Annotated in this window: 21 protein-coding genes; 10 read left to right on the top strand and 11 right to left on the bottom strand. The window is 74.8% G+C overall.

Annotation, left to right across the window (positions count from 1 at the left end; all coding sequences use genetic code 11):
• The first annotated feature begins 3 nt into the window (after nucleotides 1-3).
• A complete protein-coding gene (locus NXY84_RS18440) occupies nucleotides 4-513 on the top strand; it encodes a helix-turn-helix domain-containing protein (protein WP_396126290.1) in 510 nt (169 codons plus the stop codon).
• Nucleotides 514-567: 54 nt separating this feature from the next.
• Here the strand turns inward: NXY84_RS18440 and NXY84_RS18435 are convergent, their stop codons facing one another.
• Together NXY84_RS18435 and recQ are read right to left on the bottom strand one after the other, a co-directional pair.
• Nucleotides 568-1,662, bottom strand: a complete 1,095-nt coding sequence (locus NXY84_RS18435) for an AEC family transporter (protein WP_258724483.1) — start codon at nucleotides 1,660-1,662, stop codon at nucleotides 568-570.
• 70 nt (nucleotides 1,663-1,732) lie between these two features.
• On the bottom strand, nucleotides 1,733-3,838 hold the full coding sequence (recQ, locus tag NXY84_RS18430; protein ID WP_258724482.1) for a DNA helicase RecQ: 2,106 nt from the start codon (nucleotides 3,836-3,838) through the stop codon (nucleotides 1,733-1,735).
• Between the two features lie 450 nt (nucleotides 3,839-4,288).
• Here recQ and NXY84_RS18425 point away from each other — a divergent pair, with 450 nt between their 5' ends.
• Together NXY84_RS18425 and NXY84_RS18420 are read left to right on the top strand one after the other, a co-directional pair.
• Nucleotides 4,289-5,083, top strand: coding sequence for a 3-ketoacyl-ACP reductase (locus NXY84_RS18425; protein WP_258724481.1), 795 nt, complete (start codon nucleotides 4,289-4,291; stop codon nucleotides 5,081-5,083).
• Between the two features lie 33 nt (nucleotides 5,084-5,116).
• A complete protein-coding gene (locus tag NXY84_RS18420; RefSeq protein WP_258724480.1) occupies nucleotides 5,117-7,225 on the top strand; it encodes an FAD-dependent oxidoreductase in 2,109 nt (702 codons plus the stop codon).
• An 83-nt stretch (nucleotides 7,226-7,308) separates the two neighbouring features.
• Here NXY84_RS18420 and NXY84_RS18415 read toward each other — a convergent pair whose 3' ends face one another.
• The gene (locus NXY84_RS18415) at nucleotides 7,309-7,584 is read right to left on the bottom strand and encodes a hypothetical protein (protein ID WP_258724479.1); all 276 of its coding nucleotides are present in this window, start codon (nucleotides 7,582-7,584) and stop codon (nucleotides 7,309-7,311) included.
• Between the two features lie 52 nt (nucleotides 7,585-7,636).
• Entirely contained in the window at nucleotides 7,637-8,008 is a 372-nt protein-coding gene (locus NXY84_RS18410) for a gamma-glutamylcyclotransferase family protein (RefSeq protein ID WP_258724478.1), read from the bottom strand.
• 147 nt (nucleotides 8,009-8,155) lie between these two features.
• On the opposite strand from NXY84_RS18410, the gene NXY84_RS18405 reads away from it, so the two are divergent.
• The 3 genes from NXY84_RS18405 (at nucleotide 8,156) to NXY84_RS18395 (ending at nucleotide 9,673) form a co-directional block, all read left to right on the top strand.
• Nucleotides 8,156-8,425: a hypothetical protein gene (locus NXY84_RS18405; RefSeq protein ID WP_258724477.1), complete on the top strand. Its 270-nt coding sequence runs from the start codon at nucleotides 8,156-8,158 to the stop codon at nucleotides 8,423-8,425.
• Between the two features lie 394 nt (nucleotides 8,426-8,819).
• Complete coding sequence (locus NXY84_RS18400) at nucleotides 8,820-9,188, top strand: hypothetical protein (protein WP_258724476.1); 369 nt, start codon at nucleotides 8,820-8,822, stop codon at nucleotides 9,186-9,188.
• 17 nt (nucleotides 9,189-9,205) lie between these two features.
• On the top strand, nucleotides 9,206-9,673 hold the full coding sequence (locus NXY84_RS18395) for a hypothetical protein (protein ID WP_258724475.1): 468 nt from the start codon (nucleotides 9,206-9,208) through the stop codon (nucleotides 9,671-9,673).
• A 184-nt stretch (nucleotides 9,674-9,857) separates the two neighbouring features.
• On the opposite strand, the gene NXY84_RS18390 is transcribed toward NXY84_RS18395, so the two are convergent.
• Nucleotides 9,858-10,829: a GlxA family transcriptional regulator gene (locus NXY84_RS18390; RefSeq protein WP_258724474.1), complete on the bottom strand. Its 972-nt coding sequence runs from the start codon at nucleotides 10,827-10,829 to the stop codon at nucleotides 9,858-9,860.
• A 71-nt stretch (nucleotides 10,830-10,900) separates the two neighbouring features.
• Here NXY84_RS18390 and NXY84_RS18385 point away from each other — a divergent pair, with 71 nt between their 5' ends.
• Nucleotides 10,901-11,713 (top strand): MBL fold metallo-hydrolase, encoded by an 813-nt coding sequence (locus tag NXY84_RS18385; protein WP_258724473.1) that lies wholly within the window; start codon nucleotides 10,901-10,903, stop codon nucleotides 11,711-11,713.
• Between the two features lie 49 nt (nucleotides 11,714-11,762).
• Here NXY84_RS18385 and NXY84_RS18380 read toward each other — a convergent pair whose 3' ends face one another.
• The 4 genes from NXY84_RS18380 to NXY84_RS18365 form a co-directional block, all read right to left on the bottom strand.
• Complete coding sequence (locus tag NXY84_RS18380; RefSeq protein ID WP_258724472.1) at nucleotides 11,763-12,728, bottom strand: sugar phosphate isomerase/epimerase family protein; 966 nt, start codon at nucleotides 12,726-12,728, stop codon at nucleotides 11,763-11,765.
• Nucleotides 12,725-13,888 carry a Gfo/Idh/MocA family protein gene (locus tag NXY84_RS18375; protein WP_258724471.1) on the bottom strand — a complete coding sequence of 388 codons (1,164 nt, stop codon included), beginning with the start codon at nucleotides 13,886-13,888 and terminating at the stop codon, nucleotides 12,725-12,727. Before NXY84_RS18375 ends, NXY84_RS18380 begins: the two co-directional genes overlap by 4 nt.
• A 102-nt stretch (nucleotides 13,889-13,990) precedes the next feature.
• Nucleotides 13,991-15,550, bottom strand: a complete 1,560-nt coding sequence (locus NXY84_RS18370; protein WP_258724470.1) for a mannitol dehydrogenase family protein — start codon at nucleotides 15,548-15,550, stop codon at nucleotides 13,991-13,993.
• Nucleotides 15,547-16,623 (bottom strand): LacI family DNA-binding transcriptional regulator, encoded by a 1,077-nt coding sequence (locus NXY84_RS18365; protein WP_258724469.1) that lies wholly within the window; start codon nucleotides 16,621-16,623, stop codon nucleotides 15,547-15,549. Before NXY84_RS18365 ends, NXY84_RS18370 begins: the two co-directional genes overlap by 4 nt.
• Nucleotides 16,624-16,884: 261 nt before the next feature.
• On the opposite strand from NXY84_RS18365, the gene uxaC reads away from it, so the two are divergent.
• On the top strand, nucleotides 16,885-18,345 hold the full coding sequence (gene uxaC, locus NXY84_RS18360) for a glucuronate isomerase (RefSeq protein ID WP_258724468.1): 1,461 nt from the start codon (nucleotides 16,885-16,887) through the stop codon (nucleotides 18,343-18,345).
• A 294-nt stretch (nucleotides 18,346-18,639) separates the two neighbouring features.
• The gene (locus NXY84_RS18355; RefSeq protein ID WP_258724467.1) at nucleotides 18,640-19,392 is read left to right on the top strand and encodes an SDR family NAD(P)-dependent oxidoreductase; all 753 of its coding nucleotides are present in this window, start codon (nucleotides 18,640-18,642) and stop codon (nucleotides 19,390-19,392) included.
• 99 nt (nucleotides 19,393-19,491) lie between these two features.
• On the opposite strand, the gene NXY84_RS18350 is transcribed toward NXY84_RS18355, so the two are convergent.
• Nucleotides 19,492-19,905, bottom strand: a complete 414-nt coding sequence (locus tag NXY84_RS18350) for a VOC family protein (RefSeq protein WP_258724466.1) — start codon at nucleotides 19,903-19,905, stop codon at nucleotides 19,492-19,494.
• Nucleotides 19,906-19,910: 5 nt separating this feature from the next.
• Nucleotides 19,911-20,288: a helix-turn-helix transcriptional regulator gene (locus tag NXY84_RS18345; protein WP_258727273.1), complete on the bottom strand. Its 378-nt coding sequence runs from the start codon at nucleotides 20,286-20,288 to the stop codon at nucleotides 19,911-19,913.
• Nucleotides 20,289-20,474: 186 nt separating this feature from the next.
• On the opposite strand from NXY84_RS18345, the gene NXY84_RS18340 reads away from it, so the two are divergent.
• Nucleotides 20,475-22,886 carry an excinuclease ABC subunit UvrA gene (locus NXY84_RS18340; RefSeq protein ID WP_258724465.1) on the top strand — a complete coding sequence of 804 codons (2,412 nt, stop codon included), beginning with the start codon at nucleotides 20,475-20,477 and terminating at the stop codon, nucleotides 22,884-22,886.
• Nucleotides 22,887-22,899 lie beyond the last annotated feature (13 nt).

Genomic DNA, 22,899 nt, shown 5'->3' with positions numbered 1-22,899 from the left:
GTCATGCACCCGGTCCGCCTGCGGATCATCCAGACCGTCGGAACCCACCGGCTGACGACCACGGAGCTCCGGGCCTCCCTGCCCGACGTCCCCCAGGCGACGCTCTACCGCCACGTCGCGGCCCTCGTCGACGCCGACGTCCTCGCCGTCGTCGACGAGCGTCGGGTGCGCGGCGCGGTCGAACGCACGCTCGCCCTCGGCGGGCAGATGGCCCACGTCGACCACGCCGAGCTCCGGGAGATGGGGGAGCAGGACCTGCGGCTGGCCTTCCTCACCTTCCTGGCGAACCTCGGCGAGATGTTCGACCGCGCGAGCGCCGACGGGGTCGAGGGCGCGTTCCGGGACCTCCTCGGCTTCGGGCAGGTGCAGCTCCACGTCACGACCGAGGACCTGGCCGAGATCCAGGCTCGCCTCGGCGAGCTCCTGGCGCCCTACCTCGCGGGCGGGGCCGCCGGCAGCCGCACGGTGACGCTCGCCACGGTCCTCCTGCCTGAGCCCCGGCGCCCGGCCTGAGCCTCGCGCCGGTCGGCCCGAACCTCCCGGGTGCTCGGCCGGCCGGTGCCGGCGTCAGCCGAGCAGCGCCGTGACGACGAGCAGGACCGGCACCGCGAGGACGGTGGTGACGAGCCCGGCGTCCCGGGCGAGCGGCTGCTGGCGGCCGTACTGGATCGCGTACACGAGCACGTTCTGCGCGGTCGGCAGCGCGGCCATCGCGGTCACGGCCAGGAGCGCCGCGCCCTCGAGCCCGAGCGCCGCGCCGATGCCGCCCGCGAGCAGCGGGTGCACGAGCGAGCGCAGCACCACGACCAGCACGAGCTCCCGCCGCACCGGCCGGGCGTCGACCGTGCGGGGGACCGCGAGCGACATGCCGAAGGTGAGCAGCGCGAGCGGCGCCGCCGCGGCGCCGATGAGGCCGAAGGGTCCGAGCAGCACCTCGGGCGGCGTCCACGGCAGCGCCGCGAGCGCCAGGCCCGCGAGCGCGCCGACGATGATCGGGTTGCGCAGGGTCCGGCTCAGCACGGTGCGCAGCATGCGGGCCCCGCGGTGGGGGCCGCGTCCGACCCCGGGGAGGGGCGCGGCGGTCGGTGGGGTGTCGGGCGGGACCGGAGGGACGGCCGGGAGGTCCGGCGTGGCGGCGGGGGCTGCCGGGGTGCTCGGTGGCCGGGTCGCGTCGTCCGACGACGGGGGCCCTGGGGTCGGGTCGGGACCGGCCGCGCCCGGAGCCCGGGCGTCGAGGACCGCGAACGCGACGGGCGCCAGCACGAGCAGCTGGTACAGCAGCGACGGCACCACCGCGACCGCGTCCCCGAGCAGGTACACGGCGAGCGGCAGCCCGAGGTTGCCGGCGTTGACGTAGGAGGACGCGAGCGCCGCGACCGTGACGTCCGCGGCGGAGCGGCGCCACAGCCCGCGCAGCACCGCGACCGCGACGAGCACGACCGTCGTGGTGCTCAGCGCGGTGACGAGCGCGGTGCGCGAGAGCAGGAGGTGCAGGTCGGCGTTCGCGACCGTCACGAGCAGCAGGCACGGCGTCGCGACGGCGAACACCACGCGGGCGAGCACCGCGGGGGCGGCCGGACCGAGCGTGCCGCGGCGGCCGAGGACCCAGCCGAGCGCGACGATCGCGCCCATCGTGCCGAGCGCCGTCAGGATCGCGCCCACGTCTCCCGCCTCCGCCCCCGTCGCCCCTGTCCCGCCCGCCGAGCCGCGCCCGGGCCCGGCCGGTCGCCCGTCAGCCGTGCAGCGCCGCGAGCAGCCCCGGACCGTACTTGTCGCGCTTCGTCACGCCGACGCCGCTGACCGTCCCGAGCGCGTCGAGGTCCGCGGGCACGCTCGTCGCGATCTCCCGGAGCGTCGCGTCATGGAACACGACGTACGCCGGGACGCCCTGCTCCTTGGCGGTCGCCGCGCGCCAGGCACGGAGCTTCTCGAAGACCGCGGCGGCGCTCTGGTCGAGCTCGGCGACGGCGGCCGTCGACGCGGTGCGCCGCGACGACCGGGCGGCGCGCGCGGCCTTGGGCGCCTCGCGCCGCAGCCGCACCGGCCGGGCGCCCGTGAGCACCTCGGCGCTCGCGGGCGTGAGCCGCAGCGTCCCGTACCCGTCGGGGTCGACCCCGAGGATCCCCTGCGCGAGGAGCTGGCGGACGACACCGCGCCACTCGGTGTCCGAGAGGTCGGTGCCGAGGCCGAAGGTGCTGAGCGACGCGTGCCCGAGCTGCGTCACGCGCGGCGTGGTCTTGCCGAGCAGGATGTCGACGAGATGCCCGGCGCCGTACCGCTGCCCGCGCTCGCGCTCGAGGCGGACGACCGTCGAGAGCAGCTTCTGCGCGGGGACGGTCCCGTCCCACGACTCCGGCGGCGTCAGGCACGTGTCGCAGTTGCCGCACGCGGTGCTCTCCTGGCCGAAGTACGCGAGGAGCTGCACGCGCCGGCACTCGACGGTCTCGCACAGCGCGAGCATCGCGTCGAGGTGCGCCCCGAGCCGGCGCCGGTGCGCGGCGTCCCCCTCGGACGTGTCGATCATGCGCCGCTGCTGCACCACGTCCTGCAGGCCGTACGCGAGCCACGCGGTCGACGGCAGCCCGTCGCGGCCCGCGCGCCCGGTCTCCTGGTAGTAGCCCTCGACGGACTTCGGCAGGTCGAGGTGCGCGACGAACCGCACGTCCGGCTTGTCGATGCCCATCCCGAACGCGATCGTCGCGACCATGACGAGGCCGTCCTCACGCAGGAACCGCGCCTGGTTGGCCGCGCGCACCCGCGAGTCGAGCCCCGCGTGGTACGGCAGCGCGGGGATGCCGTGGTCGACGAGGTGCTGCGCGGTCTGCTCGACCGACGCGCGCGAGAGGCAGTACACGATGCCGGCGTCGCCCGGGTGCTCGGTGCGCAGCAGGTCGAGGAGCTGGGCCCGGGGGTTGTCCTTGGGGACGATCCGGTACTGGATGTTCGGGCGGTCGAAGCTCGCGACGAAGTGCCGGGCCTCGGTGAGCTGGAGGCGCTGGGCGATCTCGGCGTGCGTCGTCTCGGTCGCGGTCGCGGTGAGCGCGATGCGGGGGACGTCGGGCCAGCGCTCGTGCAGCACCGAGAGCTGCAGGTAGTCGGGGCGGAAGTCGTGGCCCCACTGGGACACGCAGTGCGCCTCGTCGATCGCGAAGAGCGCGAGGTCCGCGCGGCCGAGCAGCTCGAGCGTGTCCGGGACGCGCAGGCGCTCGGGGGCCAGGTAGAGCAGGTCGAGCTCGCCGTCGAGCAGCTCGCGCTCGACCCGGCGTCGCGCTGCGACGTCCTGCGTCGAGTTGAGGAAGTCGGCCCGGACCCCGGCGGCGGCCAGCGCGTCGACCTGGTCCTGCATGAGCGCGATGAGCGGGGAGATCACGACCCCGGTGCCCGGGCGCACGAGCGCGGGCACCTGGTAGCACAGCGACTTGCCGCCGCCCGTGGGCATGAGCACGAGCGCGTCGCCGCCGCCGACCACCGTGTCGATGATCTCGGCCTGGTCGCCGCGGAAGCTGTCGTACCCGAAGACGGTGCTCAGGACCTCGGCCGGGGTCGGCGCGGGGCCGACGGGGCGCGCGGGCCGGGGCGGCGCCTCGGCGACCGCCGCACGGGAGGTCACGGCAGCCGACGACGTCACCGTCGCGCGACCGGCCGCCCCGGTGCTGCCCGCCCGCGTGCCGGTGCGTGACGTGCCCGACGCCGCGCCGCGCGCACCGGACCGCGGCGCCGAGGCGAGGTGCGCGTCGTCGGGCGGGGCGGCGTCGTACTCGGGGTCGAACGGGGGGACGTCGTCGTACGCCGGGTCGTACGGCGGGACGTCGTCGTACGCAGGAAGGCCCGGGCTCACGGGCCCCAGCCTACGAGCCGCCGCGGACACCCGGGCGCGCGTCCACAGCCTCCGGCGGCTCACGGACCCTCGCCTGCGTCGGCCTGCGGCACCCGCTCGTCGGGTCGGTGCGTGACCGTGCCCGAGAAGGGGCGAGCGGGCGTGAGCGCCGTCACTCCCCGACGGCGGAACACGCCGGGGGGTCGACCGGTTGGACCAGGTGCGCACCGGTTCATGACCCCCGGGCTCAACCATCGCCGCCACGAGCGGCCCCGCGCCGTGAGGCGTCTGCCGGTGCGCACCCTCGTCCGACGGGCGGCAGCCGACCAGGCTGCCGCCCGTCGCGCTCTCTGCGGACCGGCACGGGCGAGCACAGACGGGAAAGCGCTTGCCATCGCGCCGTGACGCATGCCAGGATCGGCGCGACACCGCACGGCCGCGGTGCGCCCGACCGCGAAGAGGATGGCAACGATGCCGGCAGTCGCACTCGTCACCGGCGGCAACCGGGGCATCGGCCTCGGTATCAGCCGCCGACTCGTCGAGGACGGGTTCGCCGTCTCGATCCTCGCGACGCGCGAGGAACCGGCCGAGGTGCTCGCGGAGCTGCGTGCGCTCGCGGGAGACGACGCGCGGGTGCGGTACGTGCGCGGCTCGGTGGCCGACCTCGAGGACCACGCGCGCTACCTCGACGACGCCGTCGACGCGTGGGGGCGGCTCGACGTGCTGGTCAACAACGCGGGCGTCGCGCCGAGCGTCCGCGCGGACCTCCTCGAGGCGAGCGCCGAGAGCTTCGACCGGGTGCTCGGGATCAACCTGCGCGGGCCCTACTTCCTCACGCAGGCGTTCGCGAACCGGGTCATCGGGCTGCGCGGCGACCTCGACCACCTGCCCGAGCCGCCCGAGGGCCCGGTCGCGACGGTGGTCAACGTCTCGTCGATCTCCGCGACGACGGTCTCCACCGCGCGCGGCGAGTACTGCGTGTCCAAGGCGGGCGTCGCGATGGCGACCCAGCTCTTCGCCGTGCGGCTCGCGCCCGAGGGCATCGTCGTCCACGAGGTGCGGCCCGGCGTCGTCGCGACCGACATGACCGCGGGCGTCGCCGGCAAGTACGACGCGCTGATCGCCGAGGGGCTCGCGCCGGTCAACCGCTGGGGCCGGCCCGCCGACGTCGCCGGCGCCGTCTCGCTGCTCGTGTCGGGGCAGACCCCGTACTCGACCGGCGAGGTGTTCCACGTCGACGGCGGCCTGCACATCCCCACGCTCTGACGCCCCACCCACCCCCAGCCGGAGGACCCCGCGATGACCAGCCACGAGCCGCACGAGCTCACGATCGACGGGCGCGCGGTGCCGGTCGTGACCGCCAACACCGTCGTCGTCGGCACGGGGTCCGCGGGCTTCTGCGCCGCGGACCGGCTCTGGGAGTTCGGGCAGCCCGACGTCGTCATGGTGGCCGACAAGATCGGTGCCGGGGCGTCCCGCAACGCCGGCTCGGACAAGCAGACGTACTACAAGATGACGCTCTCGGGCGGCGACCCCGACTCCGTCCGGGAGATGGCCCAGACGCTGTTCTCGGGCGGCGCGATGGACGGCGACAACGCCCTCGCCGAGGCCGCGCTCTCCGCCCGGGCGTTCCTGCGGCTGTGCGAGCTCGGGGTGCCGTTCCCGCAGAACCGGTTCGGGGAGTTCATCGGCTACAAGACCGATCACGACCCGCGCCGCCGGGCCACGTCGGTCGGGCCGTACACGTCGCGCAGCATGGTCGAGCAGCTCGAGAAGAAGGTCGCGCGCAACGGCACCCGCATCTACGACGAGTGCCGCGTCGTCGACCTCGTGGTGCGCGACGGCGAGGTCGCCGGGCTGCTCGTGCTGCGCACCGACGTCCCGCACGACGGCGAGCAGAGCCCGTTCCTGCTGTTCCGCTGCACCAACCTCGTCTACGCCACGGGCGGCCCGGCCGGCATCTACGCGACGCGCGTGTTCCCGCACGGCCAGTGGGGGGCCTCCGGCGCCGCGTACCGCGCGGGGGTGCACGGCAAGAACGTCACGGAGTGGCAGTTCGGGCTCGCGTCGACGCACCCGCGCTGGAACGTCTCGGGCACGTACATGCAGGTCCTGCCGCGGTTCGTCTCGACCGACCAGGACGGGAACGACGAGCGCGAGTTCCTCTCCGAGTCGATCCCCGACTACGGCCGCCAGCTCTCGCTCATCTTCCTCAAGGGCTACCAGTGGCCGTTCGACGTGCGGAAGGCCCGCGACGGGTCCTCGCTCATCGACCTGCTCGTCTACCAGGAGACCGTGCTGCGCGGGCGGCGCGTGTTCCTCGACTTCCGCCGCAACCCGGTGCGCGACGAGCTCGACGCGTCGGCCCTGTCGCCCGAGGCGCACGACTACCTCGAGCGTGCCGGCGTCCTGTTCGGCACCCCCGTCGAGCGGCTGCAGCGCATGAACCGGCCCGCCTACGACTTCTACCTGCAGAAGAACCCGTACGTGGACCTCGAGACGGAGCTGCTCGAGGTCGACGTGTGCGCGCAGCACAACAACGGCGGCCTCGTGGTCGACGCGTGGTGGCAGTCGAACGTCCGCGGGTTCTTCCCCGTCGGCGAGGCCGGCGGGGCGCACGGCGTGTACCGGCCCGGGGGAGCGGCCCTCAACAGCGGCCAGGTGGGGGCGACGCGGGCGGCGCAGTGGATCGCGGTGCAGCGGACCGACGCCCCCCTGCCCGAGGACGAGTTCGCGGCCGTCGCCGGACCGGTGCTGGGGGCGGCCCACGGGCTCGTCGAGCGGTCCACCGACCGCGCCGCCGCCGGCATCCCCGACAACACCGGCGACCTGCTCACGGCGGTCGGCGAGCTCATGAGCGCCAAGGCCGGCCCGGTCCGCTCGCGCGAGTCGATCCACGAGGCGCTCGACCAGGTCCGCGCGTGGCTCGCCGACTACGAGGCCACCGTCGCCGCCGACGCCGGGTCGCGCCGCGCCGTCAACCGCACCTTCCTCGTCCGCGACATCCTCACGACCGCGTCCGTCTACCTCGCCGCGATGGCCGACTACGTCGAGCACGGCGGCCGGTCCCGCGGGTCCGTGCTCTACACCGACCCCGAGGGCTCGCTGCCGCAGGTCGGGTTCGGCGAGGACGCCGCGCGCGAGCTCGACCTCCCCGAGATCTTCCGGTTCACGCTCGACGGCGGGGCGCTCGACGGGGAGGTGCAGGAGGTCGCGTGGTCGCCGGCGGTGCCGGACGCGTCACCGGCTGCGGCCGGCTCGGGCGCGGTCGGGCCCGACGACGGCGTGCGGGTCGACGGCTCGGGCAAGGTCACGTTCGCGTGGCGACCCGTGCGGCCCATCCCGGAGGACGACGACTTCTTCGAGAACGTGTGGCGCGAGTACCGGGAGCACCGGAACGTCGTCTGACGGTCTGACGGTCTGACGGTCTGACGGTCTGACGGTCTGACGGTCTGACGGTCTGACGGTCTGACGGTCTGACCCGGCGACGGTCACGCGTCGGTCAGGAACCGCTCCGCCTCGGCGACGAGGGACGCCGCGAGCTCGGACATGAGCGCCTGGCAGGTCGCCCACGCGCGGTCCTCACCTAGCGCGTCGCCGGCGGCGTGCGCGGCGAGCCCAGAGCGGAAGGCGCGGAAGACGGGGCCCTTGGGGTCGCCGAGCAGGAGCGGTGCGGTCAGCACGAAGCGCTTGGCCCACGTGTCGCCGTACTGGCGTCGGATGCCGGCGTACGTGGGCGCGAACTCCGGGTGGATGTTGACGTCCATGCGCTTCGGATCGGCACGCGAGGCGTGGACCTGAGCGGCGGAGTGGGCGAGGTCACGACGTGAGACGGCCGCGCCCGGGCGCGACGTGCGCGCGGCTCACGTAGGCCCACGCCGTCGCGCCGGAGGCGAGCCCGACGGCGACGCGGACGTAGTCGTCCACCTCGTAGGTGTCCGCGGCGGCGAGCTCGCCGGGCGTGAGGAGCAGCAGGCTCCCGGCGACGACGTCGGCGTCCTGGCCCGTCGGCACGAGCGCGGGGTGGCGCGCGAGCCCGCTCGTGCGCACGACGTCGGGGTCGTGGATCTCGATCAGCTCGGTGCGGTAGCCCGGGAGCGCGTCGGCGGCCATGGCGAGCTCGCGTCCGAACGTCGCGCGCTGGACCTTCGGGTCCTGCAGGGTGCCGTACGAGAACAGGTGCTCCGCCATGGCGTCATCGTGCCCGATCGTGCAGGACGTGCGCCCCGGACGGCGCCCGCCGCGCATCCGGCCGACCCTGGGGGGACCACGTCCTCGGCCCGCCGTGCAGCCCGACGGGGCGGTCCGGGGACCCTCGTCGCACTCCGGAGGACGTTCATGGCCAAGGTGACACAACCGCTGACGGACGACAGCATCCAGGTCCGCCAGGTCTCGCACTACCAGTTCTCGTGGGTGCCCGGTGAGCCCGGGCAGAACGGCACGTACACGCTCCAGCTCGTGCTGGACCAGGGCGCGTGGGAGGAGGTCCTCACGCTCACCGCGGACGACGCGGACGCGCTCCAGGACCTGTTCATCGCGCAGGGGACGGTGCACTACGACATCCGTCGCCGCGTGCTGCTGTTCGGGGTCAAGAGCCCGGGCAGCTGACGCGCGCTCGCGGCCGCCGGGCCGGTCCCGGCGGCCGCGGACCGTCCCGCCGGCCCGTCCGGCGGACCTGCCCGCGGCCCGTGAAGCGGACTGCCCCGCGGCCCGTGACACCCGGCCCGCCACGATCGCTGCCCCGGGCGCACGACCGAGCCGCTCGACCCCTGCTCGGAGGAGCGGACGGAGTCGCTCGGGCGCCCGTGCTCCGAACGGGTGGCGGAGGTCGGCGGGTCGGGGTGAACCTGGTGCGCGCGCAGAGGGCGAGAACGGGACGGACCGGGACATCCCGGACAGCCCGCGCGGACGGGCGGTTGCCGCTCCGTCGGAGGCTCCGGACCATGGCACGCGGCGCGGTGCTGCGCCCACCACCACACCGTGCCAACCGAAAGGGCCCACCATGGCCACGCCCGACGCCGCGCTCCAGCAGATCCTCGAGCTCGACGGCGCCCTCGCGATCGCCCTCGTCGACCTCGGGAGCGGCATGGCGCTCGCGCAGCAGTCGAAGGTGCCGTTCGACCTCGAGCTCGCCGCCGCTGTGAACACCGAGGTCATCCGATCCAAGATGCGCGCGATCGAGAGCCTCGGTCTCGGCGAGACGATCGAGGACATCCTCATCACGCTGGGCAGCCAGTACCACCTCATCCGGCTGTCGGCCCGGCCCGACCTGGCCGGCGTCTTCTCCTACCTGGTCCTCGACCGCGGTCGCTCGAACCTCGCGCTCGCACGCCGTGCGCTCAAGGGGCTCGAGGACCAGCTCGACATCTGAGCCCCGGGCACCGCGCCATGCCCGACCAGCTCTCCGACGTCCTCGACCGCCTGCAGGCGGTCGGGGACGTCGAGCACGTCCTGGCCCTCGACACGGTCGACCGGGTCGTCCTCGACGACGGGTCGGCCTCCGACGCGCACGTCTCGGCCGCACGAGCGGTCGCCGCCACCCTCGCCTTCCTCGACACGACCGGTGAGTCGGCCGTGCGGTCCGTCGTGGAGACGGCCGACGCGACGTTCTACGCGGTGCACGACCCGGCGGGGCTCGTCGTGGTCCTCGTCGGGCCGTCGGCGTGGAACGTGGCCCTGGTCCGGCGCTCGGCGGACGCCGTCCTGCGCGACGTGGACGCGGCGGCGCTGGTCGGACCCCTGCGCGAGCAGCGCCGCGCGCAGGTTCCCGCGGGGTCGGACACCCGCACGCCGGCACGCGGCACGTTCGCCGAGGCGCGCCGCGCGGCGATCCGCACGACCGGCACCGGGGCCTGACGCCGCGGAGCACGGCTCGGTCGCCGGGCGGCCGGTGCTCGAGCGGCGCCGTCGCGGGACGAGCCCGGTCGCCGAACGGCAGGGTCGGCGGGCGGCTCAGCGCTTTGCGGTCGTCAGGCGGCCTCGGCCTCCGACGCCTCGTCGCCCGCTCGGCAGCCGGTCGGCCTGGGGGCGCGCCCGCCGCTCAGGCGACGCCCACGGTCCCCGCCGGACGGAACGCCGCCCGGTGACCCCGCGGGCTCACGCCGAACCGCGCCCGGAAGTGCTGGCGCAGCGACGCCCCGCCCCCGAACCCGCAGCGCTGTGCCACCCGCTCGACTGTCTCGTCCGTCGCCTCCAGGAGCACGCGCGCCCGGTCGAGCCGCTGGTCGAGGAGCCACTGCTGCGGGCTCGTCCCGGTGCGCTCGCGGAACTGGCGAGTGAAGGTGCGGCGCGACATCGTCGCGGCGCGCGCCCACGCGTCGAGGTCCACGTCGGTGGTGTCGAGCCGGGTGAGCGCCCACGACATCGCCGTACCCATCGGGTCGTCGTCCTGCGCCGCCGGCACGGGCGCCTCGATGAACTGGGCCTGCGAGCCGGAGCGGTGGGGCGCCAGGACGAGCGCGCGGGCGACCGCGCTCGCGACGAGGGCGCCGTGGTCGCTGCGGACCAGGTGCAGGCACGTGTCGAGCGCCGCGGCGACGCCGGCCGAGGTGACGACGTCCCCGAGGTCGCACCACAGCGCGTCGGAGCGGACCCGCACCGCGGGGTGCGCGCGGGCGAGCTCGTCGGCGGCCTCCCAGTGCGTCGCGACCTCGCGCCCGTCCACCAACCCGGTCGCGGCGATCGCGAAGCTCCCGAGGCACAGCCCGACGAGCCGCGCGCCGCGCGCGTGCGCCGCACGGAGGGCGGCGACGAGCTCGTCGTCGGGCGGGGTGCCGCGCGTCCAGCTCGGCACGACGACCGTGTCCGCCTCGGCGAGCAGCTCGAGCCCGTGGCGCACGGTCAGGTCGTAGCCCGCGCTCGTGGTCAACGTGCCGGGTCGCTGCGCCGCGACGCGGACGCGGTAGGGGAGCCCGCGCGCGGCGAGCGCCTCGTTGCCGAGCACGGTGGTCGGGACGGCGAGGTGGAACGGGCTGATGCCCTCGAACGCGAGGACGACGACCCGGTGCGGCATGGCCCGATCCTATCGACCATGCGCCCGTGGGCCACTGCCGCGAGCGGGGAGACCCGGGCGAGAGTGACGGTATGGACCTCGAGACCTCACCCGTCACCCCCGCAGCGGCGCACGCGCGCCCCACGACCACGCTCGTCGGCGGCCCCACGCTCCGCCTCACCTACGCCGGCCTGACGTTCCTCACCGACCCGACGTTCGACGAGCCGGGCACGTACCCGTCCCCTGGCGCGACGCTCACCAAGCTGCGCGGGCCCGCGGTCGGCGCCGCAGAGCTCGGACCCGTCGACGTCGTCCTGCTGTCCCACGACGAGCACGCCGACAACCTCGACGCGTCCGGCCGTGCCCTGCTCCCCGCTGCCGGGAGCGTGCTGACGACCCCGGCCGCGGCGAGCCGGCTCACCGACGTCCCGGCGGCGCGCGGCCTGGAGCCGTGGGAGGACGTCACGCTCGCGGGGCCCGCGGGCGACGTCGTCGTGACCGCCGTGCCCGCCCGCCACGGGCCCGAGGGCTGCGAGCCGCTCACCGGGCCGGTCACCGGCTTCGTCCTGCGTGCCCTCGGCGAGCCGACCGTCTACGTGTCCGGCGACAACGCGTCCGTCGAGATCGCCGCCGAGATCGCCCGGCGCGTCCCCGACGTCACGCTGGCCGTGCTGTTCGCCGGGGACGCGCAGACCCCCGGCCTCCCCGGCGAGCCGCTCACGCTCGACGCGGAGCGCGCGCTCGCCGTCGCCGGGCTCTGGCCCGACGCGGTCGTCGTCCCGGTGCACACCGAGGACTGGGCGCACTTCAGCCAGCCGCTCGCGCTGCTCGTCGAGACGTTCGCGGCCGCGGGCGAGGCGCACCGGCTGCGGGTGCCGCGGCGCGGAGAGACCGCCTCCGTCTGACGCCCCGCAGCGCCGGGCGCCGGGACGCCGGACGTCCGGCGCTCCGGCGTCAGAGGTGCGGCAGCACGTGCCGCGCGTAGCGGTCGGCGAGGGTCGCCACGGTCTCGTCGCCCGGCGCGTCCCAGATCTCCTGCCGGAAGATCTCGACCTCGACGTCCCCGGTGTACCCGGCGGCGGCGACCCAGCGCGTGATCGTCGCGAAGTCGACGTACCCGTCGCCGACGTGGCCGCGCGAGAGCAGCGCGTCGGCGGCGAGCGGGAGGACCCAGTCGCACACCTGGTAGCCCGCGAGCCGGCCCTCGGCGCCGGCGCGGGCGATCTGCCGCTCGAGGTCCGGGTCCCACCACACGTGGTAGGTGTCCACCACGACGCCGACCGTCTCGGCCGGGAACGGCGCCGCGAGGTCGAGCGCCTGGCCCAGCGTCGAGATCACCGCGCGGTCCGCCGCGAAGATCGGGTGCAGCGGCTCGAGGACGATCCGCACGTCGTGCTCGGCCGCGAAAGGCACGAGGTCGGCGATGCGGTCGGCCACGCGGGCGCGGGTGGCGACGAGGTCGCGCGCGGGGTCGCTGCCGTCGGGCGTCCGTGCGGGCGCGCCCGACGACGTGCCGGGCGCTGCCGCGGGGGTCGCGCCCGTCGTCCCCCGGTACGGGAGCGCCGGTCCGCCGGGGGCCGACGCCGCCGGCAGCCCGCCGACGACGAACACGAGCTCGCGCGTCCCGAGCGTCGCCGCCTCGACGACGGCGGCCCGGTTGTCCTCGAGCGCCGCGGCGATGCCGGCGTCGTCGGACGCGGTCAGGAAGCCCCCGCGGCACAGCGACGACACGCGCAGGCCGGCGTCGGCGACGATCTTCGCGGCCAGCGGCGCCCCGACCTCCTGCACGCGGTCGCGCCACAGGCCCACGGCCGGCAGCCCCGCGCGCGCGGCGCCGTCGACGGCCTCGCGCAGGTCCCACGCCTTGGTCGTCGCGGTGTTGAGCGAGAGCCGGGACAGGTCGGGGGACCCGGTGGTCACAGCGTGATCTCGGGGATCTCGAGGCGGCGCCCCTCGGCCGAGGACTGCAGCCCGAGCTCGGCGAGCTGCACGCCGCGCGCGGCCGAGAGCAGCCCGAAGCGGTGCTCGCGCCCGGCGACGACGTCGCGCAGGAACTCCTCCCACTGCAGCTTGAAACCGTTGTCCAGGTCGGCGTTGGCGGGGACCTCGAGCCACTGGTCGCGGTACGACTCGGTGACCGGCAGGTCCGGGTTCCAGACCGGCTTGGGGGTGTGCGCGCGCTGCTGGGCGACGCAGCGGTTGAGGCCGGCGACCGCCGAGCCCTCGGTGCCGTCGACCTGGAACTCGACGAGCTCGTCGCGGTACACGCGCACGGCCCAGGACGAGTTGATCTGCGCGACGATCTCCTCGCCCTCGGGGCCCTCGACCTCGAAGATGCCGTAGGCGGCGTCGTCGGCGGTGGCCGTGTAGGGGCGGCCCTTCTCGTCCCAGCGGGTCGGGATGTGCGTCACGGTCTTCGCGGTGACGGCCTTCACCGAGCCGAGCAGGCCCTCCAGGACGTAGTTCCAGTGGCAGAACATGTCGGTGGTCATGCCACCGCCGTCCTCCTTGCGGTAGTTCCAGCTCGGGCGCTGCGCGGGCTGGTGCTCGCCCTCGAACACCCAGTAGCCGAACTCGCCGCGCAGCGACAGGATCCGCCCGAAGAAGCCCTCGTCGACGAGCCGGCGCAGCTTGACGAGGCCGGGCAGGTAGAGCTTGTCGTGCACGACGCCCGCGGTGACGCCCGCGTCCTGGGCGACGCGCGCGAGCTCCACGGCCTCCGTGAGCGTCTCGGCGGTCGGCTTCTCCGTGAAGATGTGCTTGCCCTGCTTCATCGCCGCCGTCAGCGCCGCGTACCGGCGCGAGGTCACCTGGGCGTCGAAGTAGATGTCGATCGTCGGGTCGGCGAGCAGGGAGTCGACGTCGGTGCTCCACCCGGCGACGCCGTGGCGTGCGGCGAGCTCGCGGACCTTGCCCTCGTTGCGCCCGACGAGCACGGGCTCGACCTGCACGACCGACCCGTCCTCGAGCACGACGCCGCCTGCGTCGCGGATCGCCAGGATCGAGCGGACCAGGTGCTGCCGATAGCCCATGCGACCGGTGATGCCGTTCATCGCGATGCGGAGCGTGCGGGACGTCATTGTCTCTCCGAGTGGGGTAGGCGCGGGAATGCGCTTTCCACGATAGGGCGCGCGGAACGCCGACGTCAAGGCTGGGTCGCGCGCGCCTGGACGCGCCAGGTGTCAGGCCTCGCGCACGTCCGCGAGCAGCTCGAGCACGGCGGCTCGTACGGCCGCGCGCATCTCGGGGGAGTCCCCGACCTCGGCCGGGAAGACCGCGCGGAGGTCGAGCATCCGGTCCGCGAGCCCGTCCTCGGGGCCGGCGGCAGCGGCGCGCAGCACGTCGGCCAGCGGGTCGTCGAGGGGCAGCACGTCACCGGTCGCGGACGCGCCGCGCCGCACGAACACGACCCACGCCGCGACCGCCCGGGCCACCGCGTGCGGGACCGCCCCGGCGGCGAGCCGGTCGGCGGCCGTCGCGAGCAGCCGGAACGGCAGCTTCTGTGAGCCGTCCATCGCGACCTGGATCGTCGTGTGCCCGGTGTTCGGGTTCGCGAACCGCTCCAGCACCGAGTCGCGGTAGGCGTGCAGGTCGAGGCCGTCGGGCGGGGTGAGCGTCGGGAGCACGTCCTCGTCGATCAGCGCGCGCGCGACCTGCTCGAGCGCGGGGTCCTGGACGGCCTCGGCGATGGTCCGGTAGCCGTGCAGCGCGCCGAGGTACGCGAGCGTCGAGTGCGTCGCGTTGAGCACCCGGAGCTTCGCGCGCTCGTACGGCGCGACGTCGCCGGTGAGCGTTGCGCCCGCACGCTCCCACGCCGGGCGCGGGCCGGCGAAGTCGTCCTCGATCACCCACTGCGTGAACGGCTCGCCGACGACGAGGCCCTCGTCCCGCAGCCCGAGGACCGCGTGCGCCTGCGCCCGGTGCTCCTCCGTCGTCGCGGGGACGATGCGGTCGACCATCGTGCCGGGGAAGCGCACCGACTCCTCGACCCAGGCGCGCAGCGCCTCCGCACCGGGGACCGCGTCGAGCAACCCGGTCACGATGCGGCGGACCTGGGCGCCGTTGTCGACCATGTTGTCGCAGCACACCACCGTGACGGGCGCGCCCGACGTCGCGTGCCGCCGGGCGAGCCCGCGCACGAGCAGGCCCATGGACGTCGCGGCGGGGCGCAGGTCGGTCGCGCCCGCGCCCGGGGCGCCGAGCTCGGCCGCGAGCGCCGTGAGGTCCGCCTGCGTGCCGGCGTCGTCCAGGTCCGGGCCGCCGCCCGGCGCGCGGCGGTAGCCCTTCTCGGTGACCGTGAGCGACACGACGTGCGTCGTCGGTGCGGCGAGGCGGTCGAGCACCTCGGGTGTCTGCGTGCCGGGGAACGCGACGCCGCGCAGCGAGCCGATCACGCGCAGCGACGTCGCGGTGCGGCCCTTCGTGAGCACGCCGTACAGCCCGTCCTGCGGCGCCAGCTGCTCGGCGACGCGCGCGCTGCGCTGGGTGACGCCGAGGATGCCCCAGCGCGTCTCACCGGTCACGGCAGCGGCGTCCTCGGTGTGCACGGCCTGGTGCGCGCGGTGGAATGCGCCGAGCCCGAGGTGCACGATCCCGACCTCGAGCGCGCCCGGGTCGACCGCGGGCGGGGTCCAGGTCGACGCGCCGGCGTGGGCCGCGGCGGCGTCGAGCGTCGCGAGCGAGAGCTGCGCGGCGTCGGGGGCCGGGTCGGTGGGACGCGCGTCGGTGGGGGTCGTGGTCACGATGCGCCTCCAGGGGCGGTGTCGGTCGAGCCGCGGACGACGAGCTCGACGGCGAGCCGGTGCCCGGGCGCGGTGGGGTCGGCGGCGTCGGGACCCGGGTCGGGTGCCGCTCCTCGGGGCGCGCCCGCGGTGCGGCCCGTGCCGGTGACGGTGCCGAGGCCGGTGCCGAGGCCGAGCAGGGTGTCGACCGCGGCCCGGCCGAGGCGGCCGAACGGCACGGCGACGGTCGTGAGCGCGGGCGAGACGAGCGTCGCGGCCGGCACGTCGTCGTAGCCGACGAGGGAGACGCCGCCGGGCACGGCCGTGCCGCGCGAGCGCAGCCGGTCGAGGATCCCGAGCGCCATGAGGTCGTTGTGCGCGAGCACCGCGGTCGCGCGCGACGCGGCCACGAGGTCCGCCGCGGCGACGCCGCCCGCGAACACGGGCGCGAAGTGGCCGAGGTCGACAACCTCGAGACCGGGGAGCCGCTCGGCCGCACGGAGCAGGCCCGCGTGGCGCTCGCGGTCCGACCACGAGTCGGCCGGTCCGCCCGCCCACGCCACCCGGCGGTGGCCCAGGGCGTGCACGTGCGCGGCGGCCTGACGCACGCCGTCGACGTTGTCCACCACGACCGACGCGACGCCGGGCGCCTCGCGGTTCACGAGCACCACGGATCGCCCCGCGCTGAGCCGGGTCAGGGCGGTCTCGCTCATGCGTGGCGCGCACAGGATCACACCGTCGGCCTGCGCGCCGAGCTGCGTCACGAGCTCGGACTCGAGGTGCGGGTCCTCCTCGGAGTCCGCTACGAAGACCGCGTAGCCCGCGGTGCGCGCCCGCGACTGCACGGCCTTGGCGACCGCCGCGAAGAACGGGTTCTCGAGGTCGGGGACGACGAGGCACAGGTTGCCGGTGCGCCCGGTGATGAGCTCGCGGGCCGCGCGGTTGGGGCGGTAGCCGAGCTCGCGTGCGGCGCGGTGCACCTGCGCGCGGCGGTCGGTCGAGGTCGAGCCCGTGGCCGCGAGCGCGCGGGACGCCGTCGCGGGGGAGACGCCCGCGGCCCGCGCGACGTCGCGCAGCGTCACCGGTGGGGTCATGGATGCGATTGCACCACGGGCGCGTCGTGGCGTGCAACGACCGTCTCGGCGACGGCCCGCCGGCAGGGTGTCGCGGGCGGCGCCGCAGCGCTGGCGCACCGGTCCGAGGTGTTACGGCAGCCTGATGGTGAGCGCTCGGATCCCGACGGGCTCGCCCGTTGTCGCGTCCCCGACCCGACGCTAGGGTCGTCGCAAACGATTGCACGTCGATGCAGCGCGAGTCACCGGGGACCGCCCGCACGACCGGCACAGGGAGACGACGTGACCGCCGAGAACCGCGCCCAGACCACGACCTGGGCCCTGCACCCCGACCGCGCCCTGCCCGCGGACCCCACGACCCGCGCGCTCGCCCGCGAGATCCTCGCGTCGACCGTCGACCTTCCGATCGTGTCCATGCACGGGCACGTCGACGCCGCCCTGCTCAACGCCGACGAGCCGTTCGGCAACCCCGCCGAGCTGTTCGTCGTCCCCGACCACTACCTCGTGCGGATGCTCGTCTCACAGGGCGTCCCGCACGACGCGCTCGGCGTCCCGCGTCACGACGGCCGCCCGGTCGAGGCCGACCCGCGCGCGATCTGGCGCACGTTCGCCTCGCACTGGCACCTGTACCGCGGGACCCCGACCCGGTTCTGGCTCGAGCACGTGCTCGCCGGAGTCCTCGGGCTGACCGAGCGCCCGTCCGCGGAGTCGGCCGACCGCCTGTACGACGCGATCAGCGAGCGCCTCGCCGAGCCGCGGATGCGCCCGCTCGCGCTCGTCGACGAGTTCCGCATCGAGGTCCTCGCGACGACCGACCCGGCGACAGCGTCCCTCGCTGACCACGCGGCGCTCGCCGAGCGCGGCTGGGGCGAGCGGATCGTCCCGACGTTCCGACCCGACGCCCTGCTGCACCTCGACCGCCCGACGTGGCGCGCCGACCTCGACCTCCTCTCCGAGCGCTCGGGCGTCGACGCCTCGACCTACGCCGGCTACCTGCGCGCGCTCGAGCAGCGCCGTGCGGCGTTCGTCGCGGCCGGCGCGCGCGCCACGGACCACGGGCACCTGCGCGGGGACACGTCGCCGCTGCCCCTCGCGGACGCCGAGCGGATCTTCGCGGCCGCGGTGCGGGGCGAGGTCGAGGCCCCCGAGGCCGAGGCGTTCAGCGGGCACATGCTGTTCGAGATGGCGCGGATGTCGTCCGAGGACGGCCTGGTCATGCAGCTCCACCCCGGCGTCCTGCGCGACCACGACCCCGCCGTCCTCGCGGCACGCGGGCCGGACGTCGGCTACGACATCCCGGTGCCGACCGAGTTCACGCACGCGCTGCGCCCGCTGCTCACCGCGTTCGGGCACCACCCGGGCCTGCGGCTCATCGTGTTCACGGTCGACGAGGACACGTACTCGCGCGAGCTCGCGCCGCTCGCCGGCGTGTACCCGGCGATGCGGCTCGGGGCGCCGTGGTGGTTCCTCGACACCCCCGACGGGATGCGCCGGTTCCGCGAGGCCGTCACGGACAGCGCCGGCTTCTACAACACGACCGGGTTCGTCGACGACACGCGCGCCTTCTTCTCGATCCCCGCGCGCCACGACCTCGCGCGCCGCATCGACGCGGGCCACCTCGCGCGCCTCGTCGCCGAGCACCGGCTCGACCTCGACGAGGCCGTCGAGACCGCCGTCGACCTCGCGTACCGCCTCCCGCTCGCCTCCTACCCGAAGCCGGGGGCGGCGTCGACGGGCGGGTGACCCGGGCACGCACCGGTGCCCGACGACGGCGCGTCCCCGGGCCCGAGGAGCGCGCGCCGGAGCCCTCGATCGGGGGAGTAGACCCCCGTGCCCACGGGCGGCTACCGTGCGCCACGGCGCGCCCCCCGCACGTGGCGCCCGGTGGCACGACGACGGCCGCAGCGCCGTCGACCGGGCTCCCCGGCGACGACGTGCGGCGCGCCGAACCCGTGTCTGCACGGCCGGTGACCTCGGCGTGCCCTGCCGCCGCCCCGGCGCAGGCGCCCGCGGCTCCGGTGAGCCCAAGGAGTGGGGATGGACAACCTCGAGGGTCGTCGCGCGCTGGTCACCGGCGGCGCGGCCGGCATCGGGAAGGCGATCGCGATCGCGCTCGCCCGGGCCGGCGCGGACGTCGCGGTCACGCACCTCGCGCACGACCCGGCGCCGGTCGTCGCGACGATCGAGGGTCTCGGCCGCACGAGCGAGTCGTTCCAGCTCGACGCGCGGCACAGCTGGGACGTCGACCACGTCGTCGCGAAGGCCGCGGAGGCGCTCGGCGGCGGCATCGACATCCTCGTGAACAACGCGGGCGGGCTCGTCGACCGGCAGCTCGTGCACCAGATGGACGACCAGCACTGGCACCAGGTCCTCGACCTCAACGTGTCGAGCGCGTTCTACGCGACGCGCGCGGTGCTGCCGTTCATGCCCGACGGCGGCCGCGTCGTCATGATCAGCTCGCTCGCCGCGCAGGACGGCGGTGGCACGGGCGCCGTGGCGTACGCCACCGCGAAGGCCGCGATGGACGGGTTCACGCGCGGGCTCGCCCGCGAGCTGGGTCCGCGCCAGATCACGGTCAACGCGATCGCCCCGGGCTTCATCACGGCGACGCCGTTCCACGCCACCCACACCCCGGAGCCGGCGCAGCGCGCCGCCGTGGCGTCGACGGCCGTCAAGCGTGCCGGGGTGCCCGACGACGTCGCCGGGGCGGTCGTCTACCTCGCCTCGGGCGCCGCGGGCTTCATCACGGGTGCGGTGCTCGACGTGAACGGCGGCGCGCACTTCCGCTGACGGCGGGCGACGACCCGCCGCTCCACGGTCGCTCTCCGCCCGGCACGGGTGCTCCCGTCCGTGCGGCGAAGGCAGCCGGTGCCCGCGGGAAGCGGGCCGTCAGGCGCGCGGCTGGTTGAACCGCAGCATGTTCCCCGCCGGGTCGCGGAACGCGCAGTCGCGCACGCCGTAGGGCTGGTCGAACGGCTCCTGGAGGACCTCCGCCCCGGCCGCGCGGAGCCGCTCGAACGTCGCGTCGACGTCGTCGGTGCGGAAGATGACGCCGCGCAGCATGCCCTTGGCGAGCAGCTCGGCGGCGGCCTGCTTGTCGGCGGCCGAGGCGTTGGGGTCCGCGAGCGCCGGCTCGAGCACGATGTCCACGTCGGGCAGCGAGGGCGAGCCGACGGTGATCCAGCGCATGTTCTCGAAGCCGACGTCGTTGCGGACCTCCAGCCCGAGGACGTCGCGGTAGAAGACGAGCGCCTTGTCGAAGTCGTCGACGGCGATGAAGCAGGAGGCGAGGGAGATGTCCATGCGCCTCACGCTAGGGGCGGGTGCGCGGCGCGCGCTTCTCCGTTCCTGACCGGTCGCGTGGCGACCTTGGTGACGCACGCGGGGATCGGGGCGTCGTCGTGCACCCGGGCCCGGTACGCGCTCGGGCTCTCGCCGACGAGCTCCGTGAACCGCGAGCTGAACGACCCGAGCGACGTGCAGCCGACCGCCATGCAGACCTCGGTCACCGACAGGTCGCCGCGCCGCAGCAGGGCCTTCGCGCGCTCGATCCGCCGCGTCATCAGGTACGCGTACGGGGTCTCCCCGTACGCCTCGCGGAAGCTGCGGGAGAAGTGGCCGGCCGACATGAGCGCGACGCGCGCGAGGGCCGGGACGTCGAGCGGCTGCGCGTAGTCGCGGTCCATCGTGTCGCGCGCGCGGCGCAGCCGGACGAGGTCCTCGATCAGCACCGTCCCAGGGTGCCACAGCGGTCCCCGCTGAGTTCCGGGCGTGCCGGGGGTCTTCCCGTGTGGGCCCTCGTCGCTAGCGTGGACCCTCTCCACCCGCCCTGCCGCCAGCCGGTCAGCCCTCACCGACGGAGACCTCCCCTCATGGCCACGAGCACCGAGACCGAGCCGTCCACGACCGAGCCGTCCACCCAGCCGCGCACCGGCCACGTCGCCGACTCGCACGACCTCATCCGCGTGCACGGCGCGCGCGAGAACAACCTCAAGGACGTCAGCGTCGAGCTCCCCAAGCGCCGGCTCACCGTGTTCACGGGCGTGTCCGGCTCGGGCAAGAGCTCGCTGGTGTTCGGCACGATCGCCGCCGAGTCGCAGCGCATGATCAACGAGACCTACAGCGCGTTCGTGCAGGGCTTCATGCCGACGCTCGCGCGCCCCGACGTGGACGTCCTCGAGGGCCTGACGACGGCGATCATCGTCGACCAGGAGCGCATGGGCGCCAACCCCCGCTCGACGGTCGGCACCGCGACGGACGCGAACGCGATGCTGCGGATCGTGTTCAGCCGCCTCGGGCAGCCGCACGTCGGCTCGTCGCAGGCGTTCTCGTTCAACGTCGCCTCGATCAGCGGGGCCGGGGCCGTCACGTACGAGAAGGGCGGCACGACCACCAAGGAGCGCCGCGAGTTCAGCATCACCGGCGGCATGTGCCCGCGCTGCGAGGGCATCGGCAAGGTCACCGACTTCGACCTCACGGCGCTGTTCGACGCGTCGAAGTCGCTCAACGAGGGCGCGCTCACCATCCCCGGGTACAGCGTCGACGGCTGGTACGGCCGGATCTTCAGCCAGTCGGGCTTCTTCGACGCCGACAAGCCCGTCGGCCAGTTCACGAAGGCCGAGCTGCACGACCTGCTCTACAAGGAGCCGGTCAAAATCAAGGTCGACAACATCAACCTCACCTACGAGGGCGTGATCCCGAAGATCCAGAAGTCGCTGCTCGCGAAGGACAAGGACGCGATGCAGCCGCACATCCGGGCCTTCGTGGACCGCGCGGTCACGTTCACGACGTGCCCGGACTGCGACGGGACGCGGCTCAACGAGGGCGCCCGCTCCTCGAAGATCGGCGGGGTCAGCATCGCCGACGCGTGCGCGATGCAGATCAGCGACCTCGCGCAGTGGGTGCGCAGCCTCGACGAGCCGTCGGTGGCCCCGGTGCTCGCGACGCTGCGCGACACCCTCGACTCGTTCGTGGAGATCGGCCTCGGCTACCTCTCGCTCGACCGGTCGTCGGGCACGCTCTCGGGCGGCGAGGCGCAGCGCACCAAGATGATCCGGCACCTCGGCTCGTCGCTCACCGACATCACGTACGTCTTCGACGAGCCGACCACGGGCCTGCACCCGCACGACGTCCAGAGCATGAACGACCTGCTGCTGCGCCTGCGCGACAAGGGCAACACGGTGCTCGTCGTCGAGCACGAGCCCGAGACCATCGAGATCGCGGACCACGTCGTCGACCTGGGGCCCAAGGCCGGCACCGCGGGTGGGACGATCTGCTTCGAGGGCAGCGTCGAGGGGCTGCGCGCGAGCGACACGCTCACGGGCCGCCACCTCGGCTACCGGGCGACGCTGAAGGACTCGGTGCGGACGCCCACGGGGGCCCTCGAGATCCGGGGCGCGACGACGCACAACCTGCGCGGCGTCGACGTCGACATCCCGCTCGGCGTGCTCGTCGTCGTCACGGGGGTGGCCGGCTCGGGCAAGAGCTCGCTCGTGCACGGCTCGATCCCGCGCGGGGCCGAGGTCGTGTCGATCGACCAGGTGCCGATCCGTGGCTCCCGGCGCAGCAACCCCGCGACGTACACGGGGCTGCTCGAGCCGATCCGGAAGGCGTTCGCCAAGGCCAACGGCGTCAAGCCGGCGCTGTTCAGCGCGAACTCCGCGGGCGCGTGCCCCACGTGCAACGGCGCGGGCGTCATCTACACCGATCTCGCGATGATGGCCGGCGTCGCGACGACGTGCGAGGAGTGCCAGGGCAAGCGGTTCCAGGCGTCGGTGCTCGAGTACCACCTGGGCGGCAAGGACATCAGCGAGGTGCTCGCGATGTCGGTGACCGAGGCCGAGGAGTTCTTCGGCGCCGGCGACGCGCGGCTGCCTGCGGCGCACGCCATCCTCGACCGGCTCGCGGACGTCGGGCTCGGCTACCTCAGCCTCGGGCAGCCCCTCACGACGCTGTCCGGCGGCGAGCGCCAGCGGCTCAAGCTCGCGACGCACATGTCGGAGAAGGGCGGGGTGTACGTGCTCGACGAGCCGACGACCGGCCTGCACCTCGCGGACGTCGAGCAGCTGCTCGGGCTGCTCGACCGGCTCGTCGAGTCCGGGAAGTCCGTGATCGTGATCGAGCACAGCCAGGCCGTCATGGCCCGCGCCGACTGGATCATCGACGTGGGGCCGGGAGCCGGGCACGACGGCGGGCAGATCGTGTTCGAGGGCACGCCCGCCGACCTGGTCGCGGTGCGCTCGACGCTCACCGGGGAGCACCTCGCGCGGTACGTGCTCGACTGAGGCGGGGGAGCGC

Origin of the sequence: Cellulomonas sp. NS3 (genome assembly GCF_024757985.1) — a bacterium.
Classification (GTDB): Bacteria; Actinomycetota; Actinomycetes; order Actinomycetales; family Cellulomonadaceae; genus Cellulomonas_A.
Note: the sequence above shows the minus strand (reverse complement) of the source record. Positions and strands in the feature narration are given on the sequence as shown.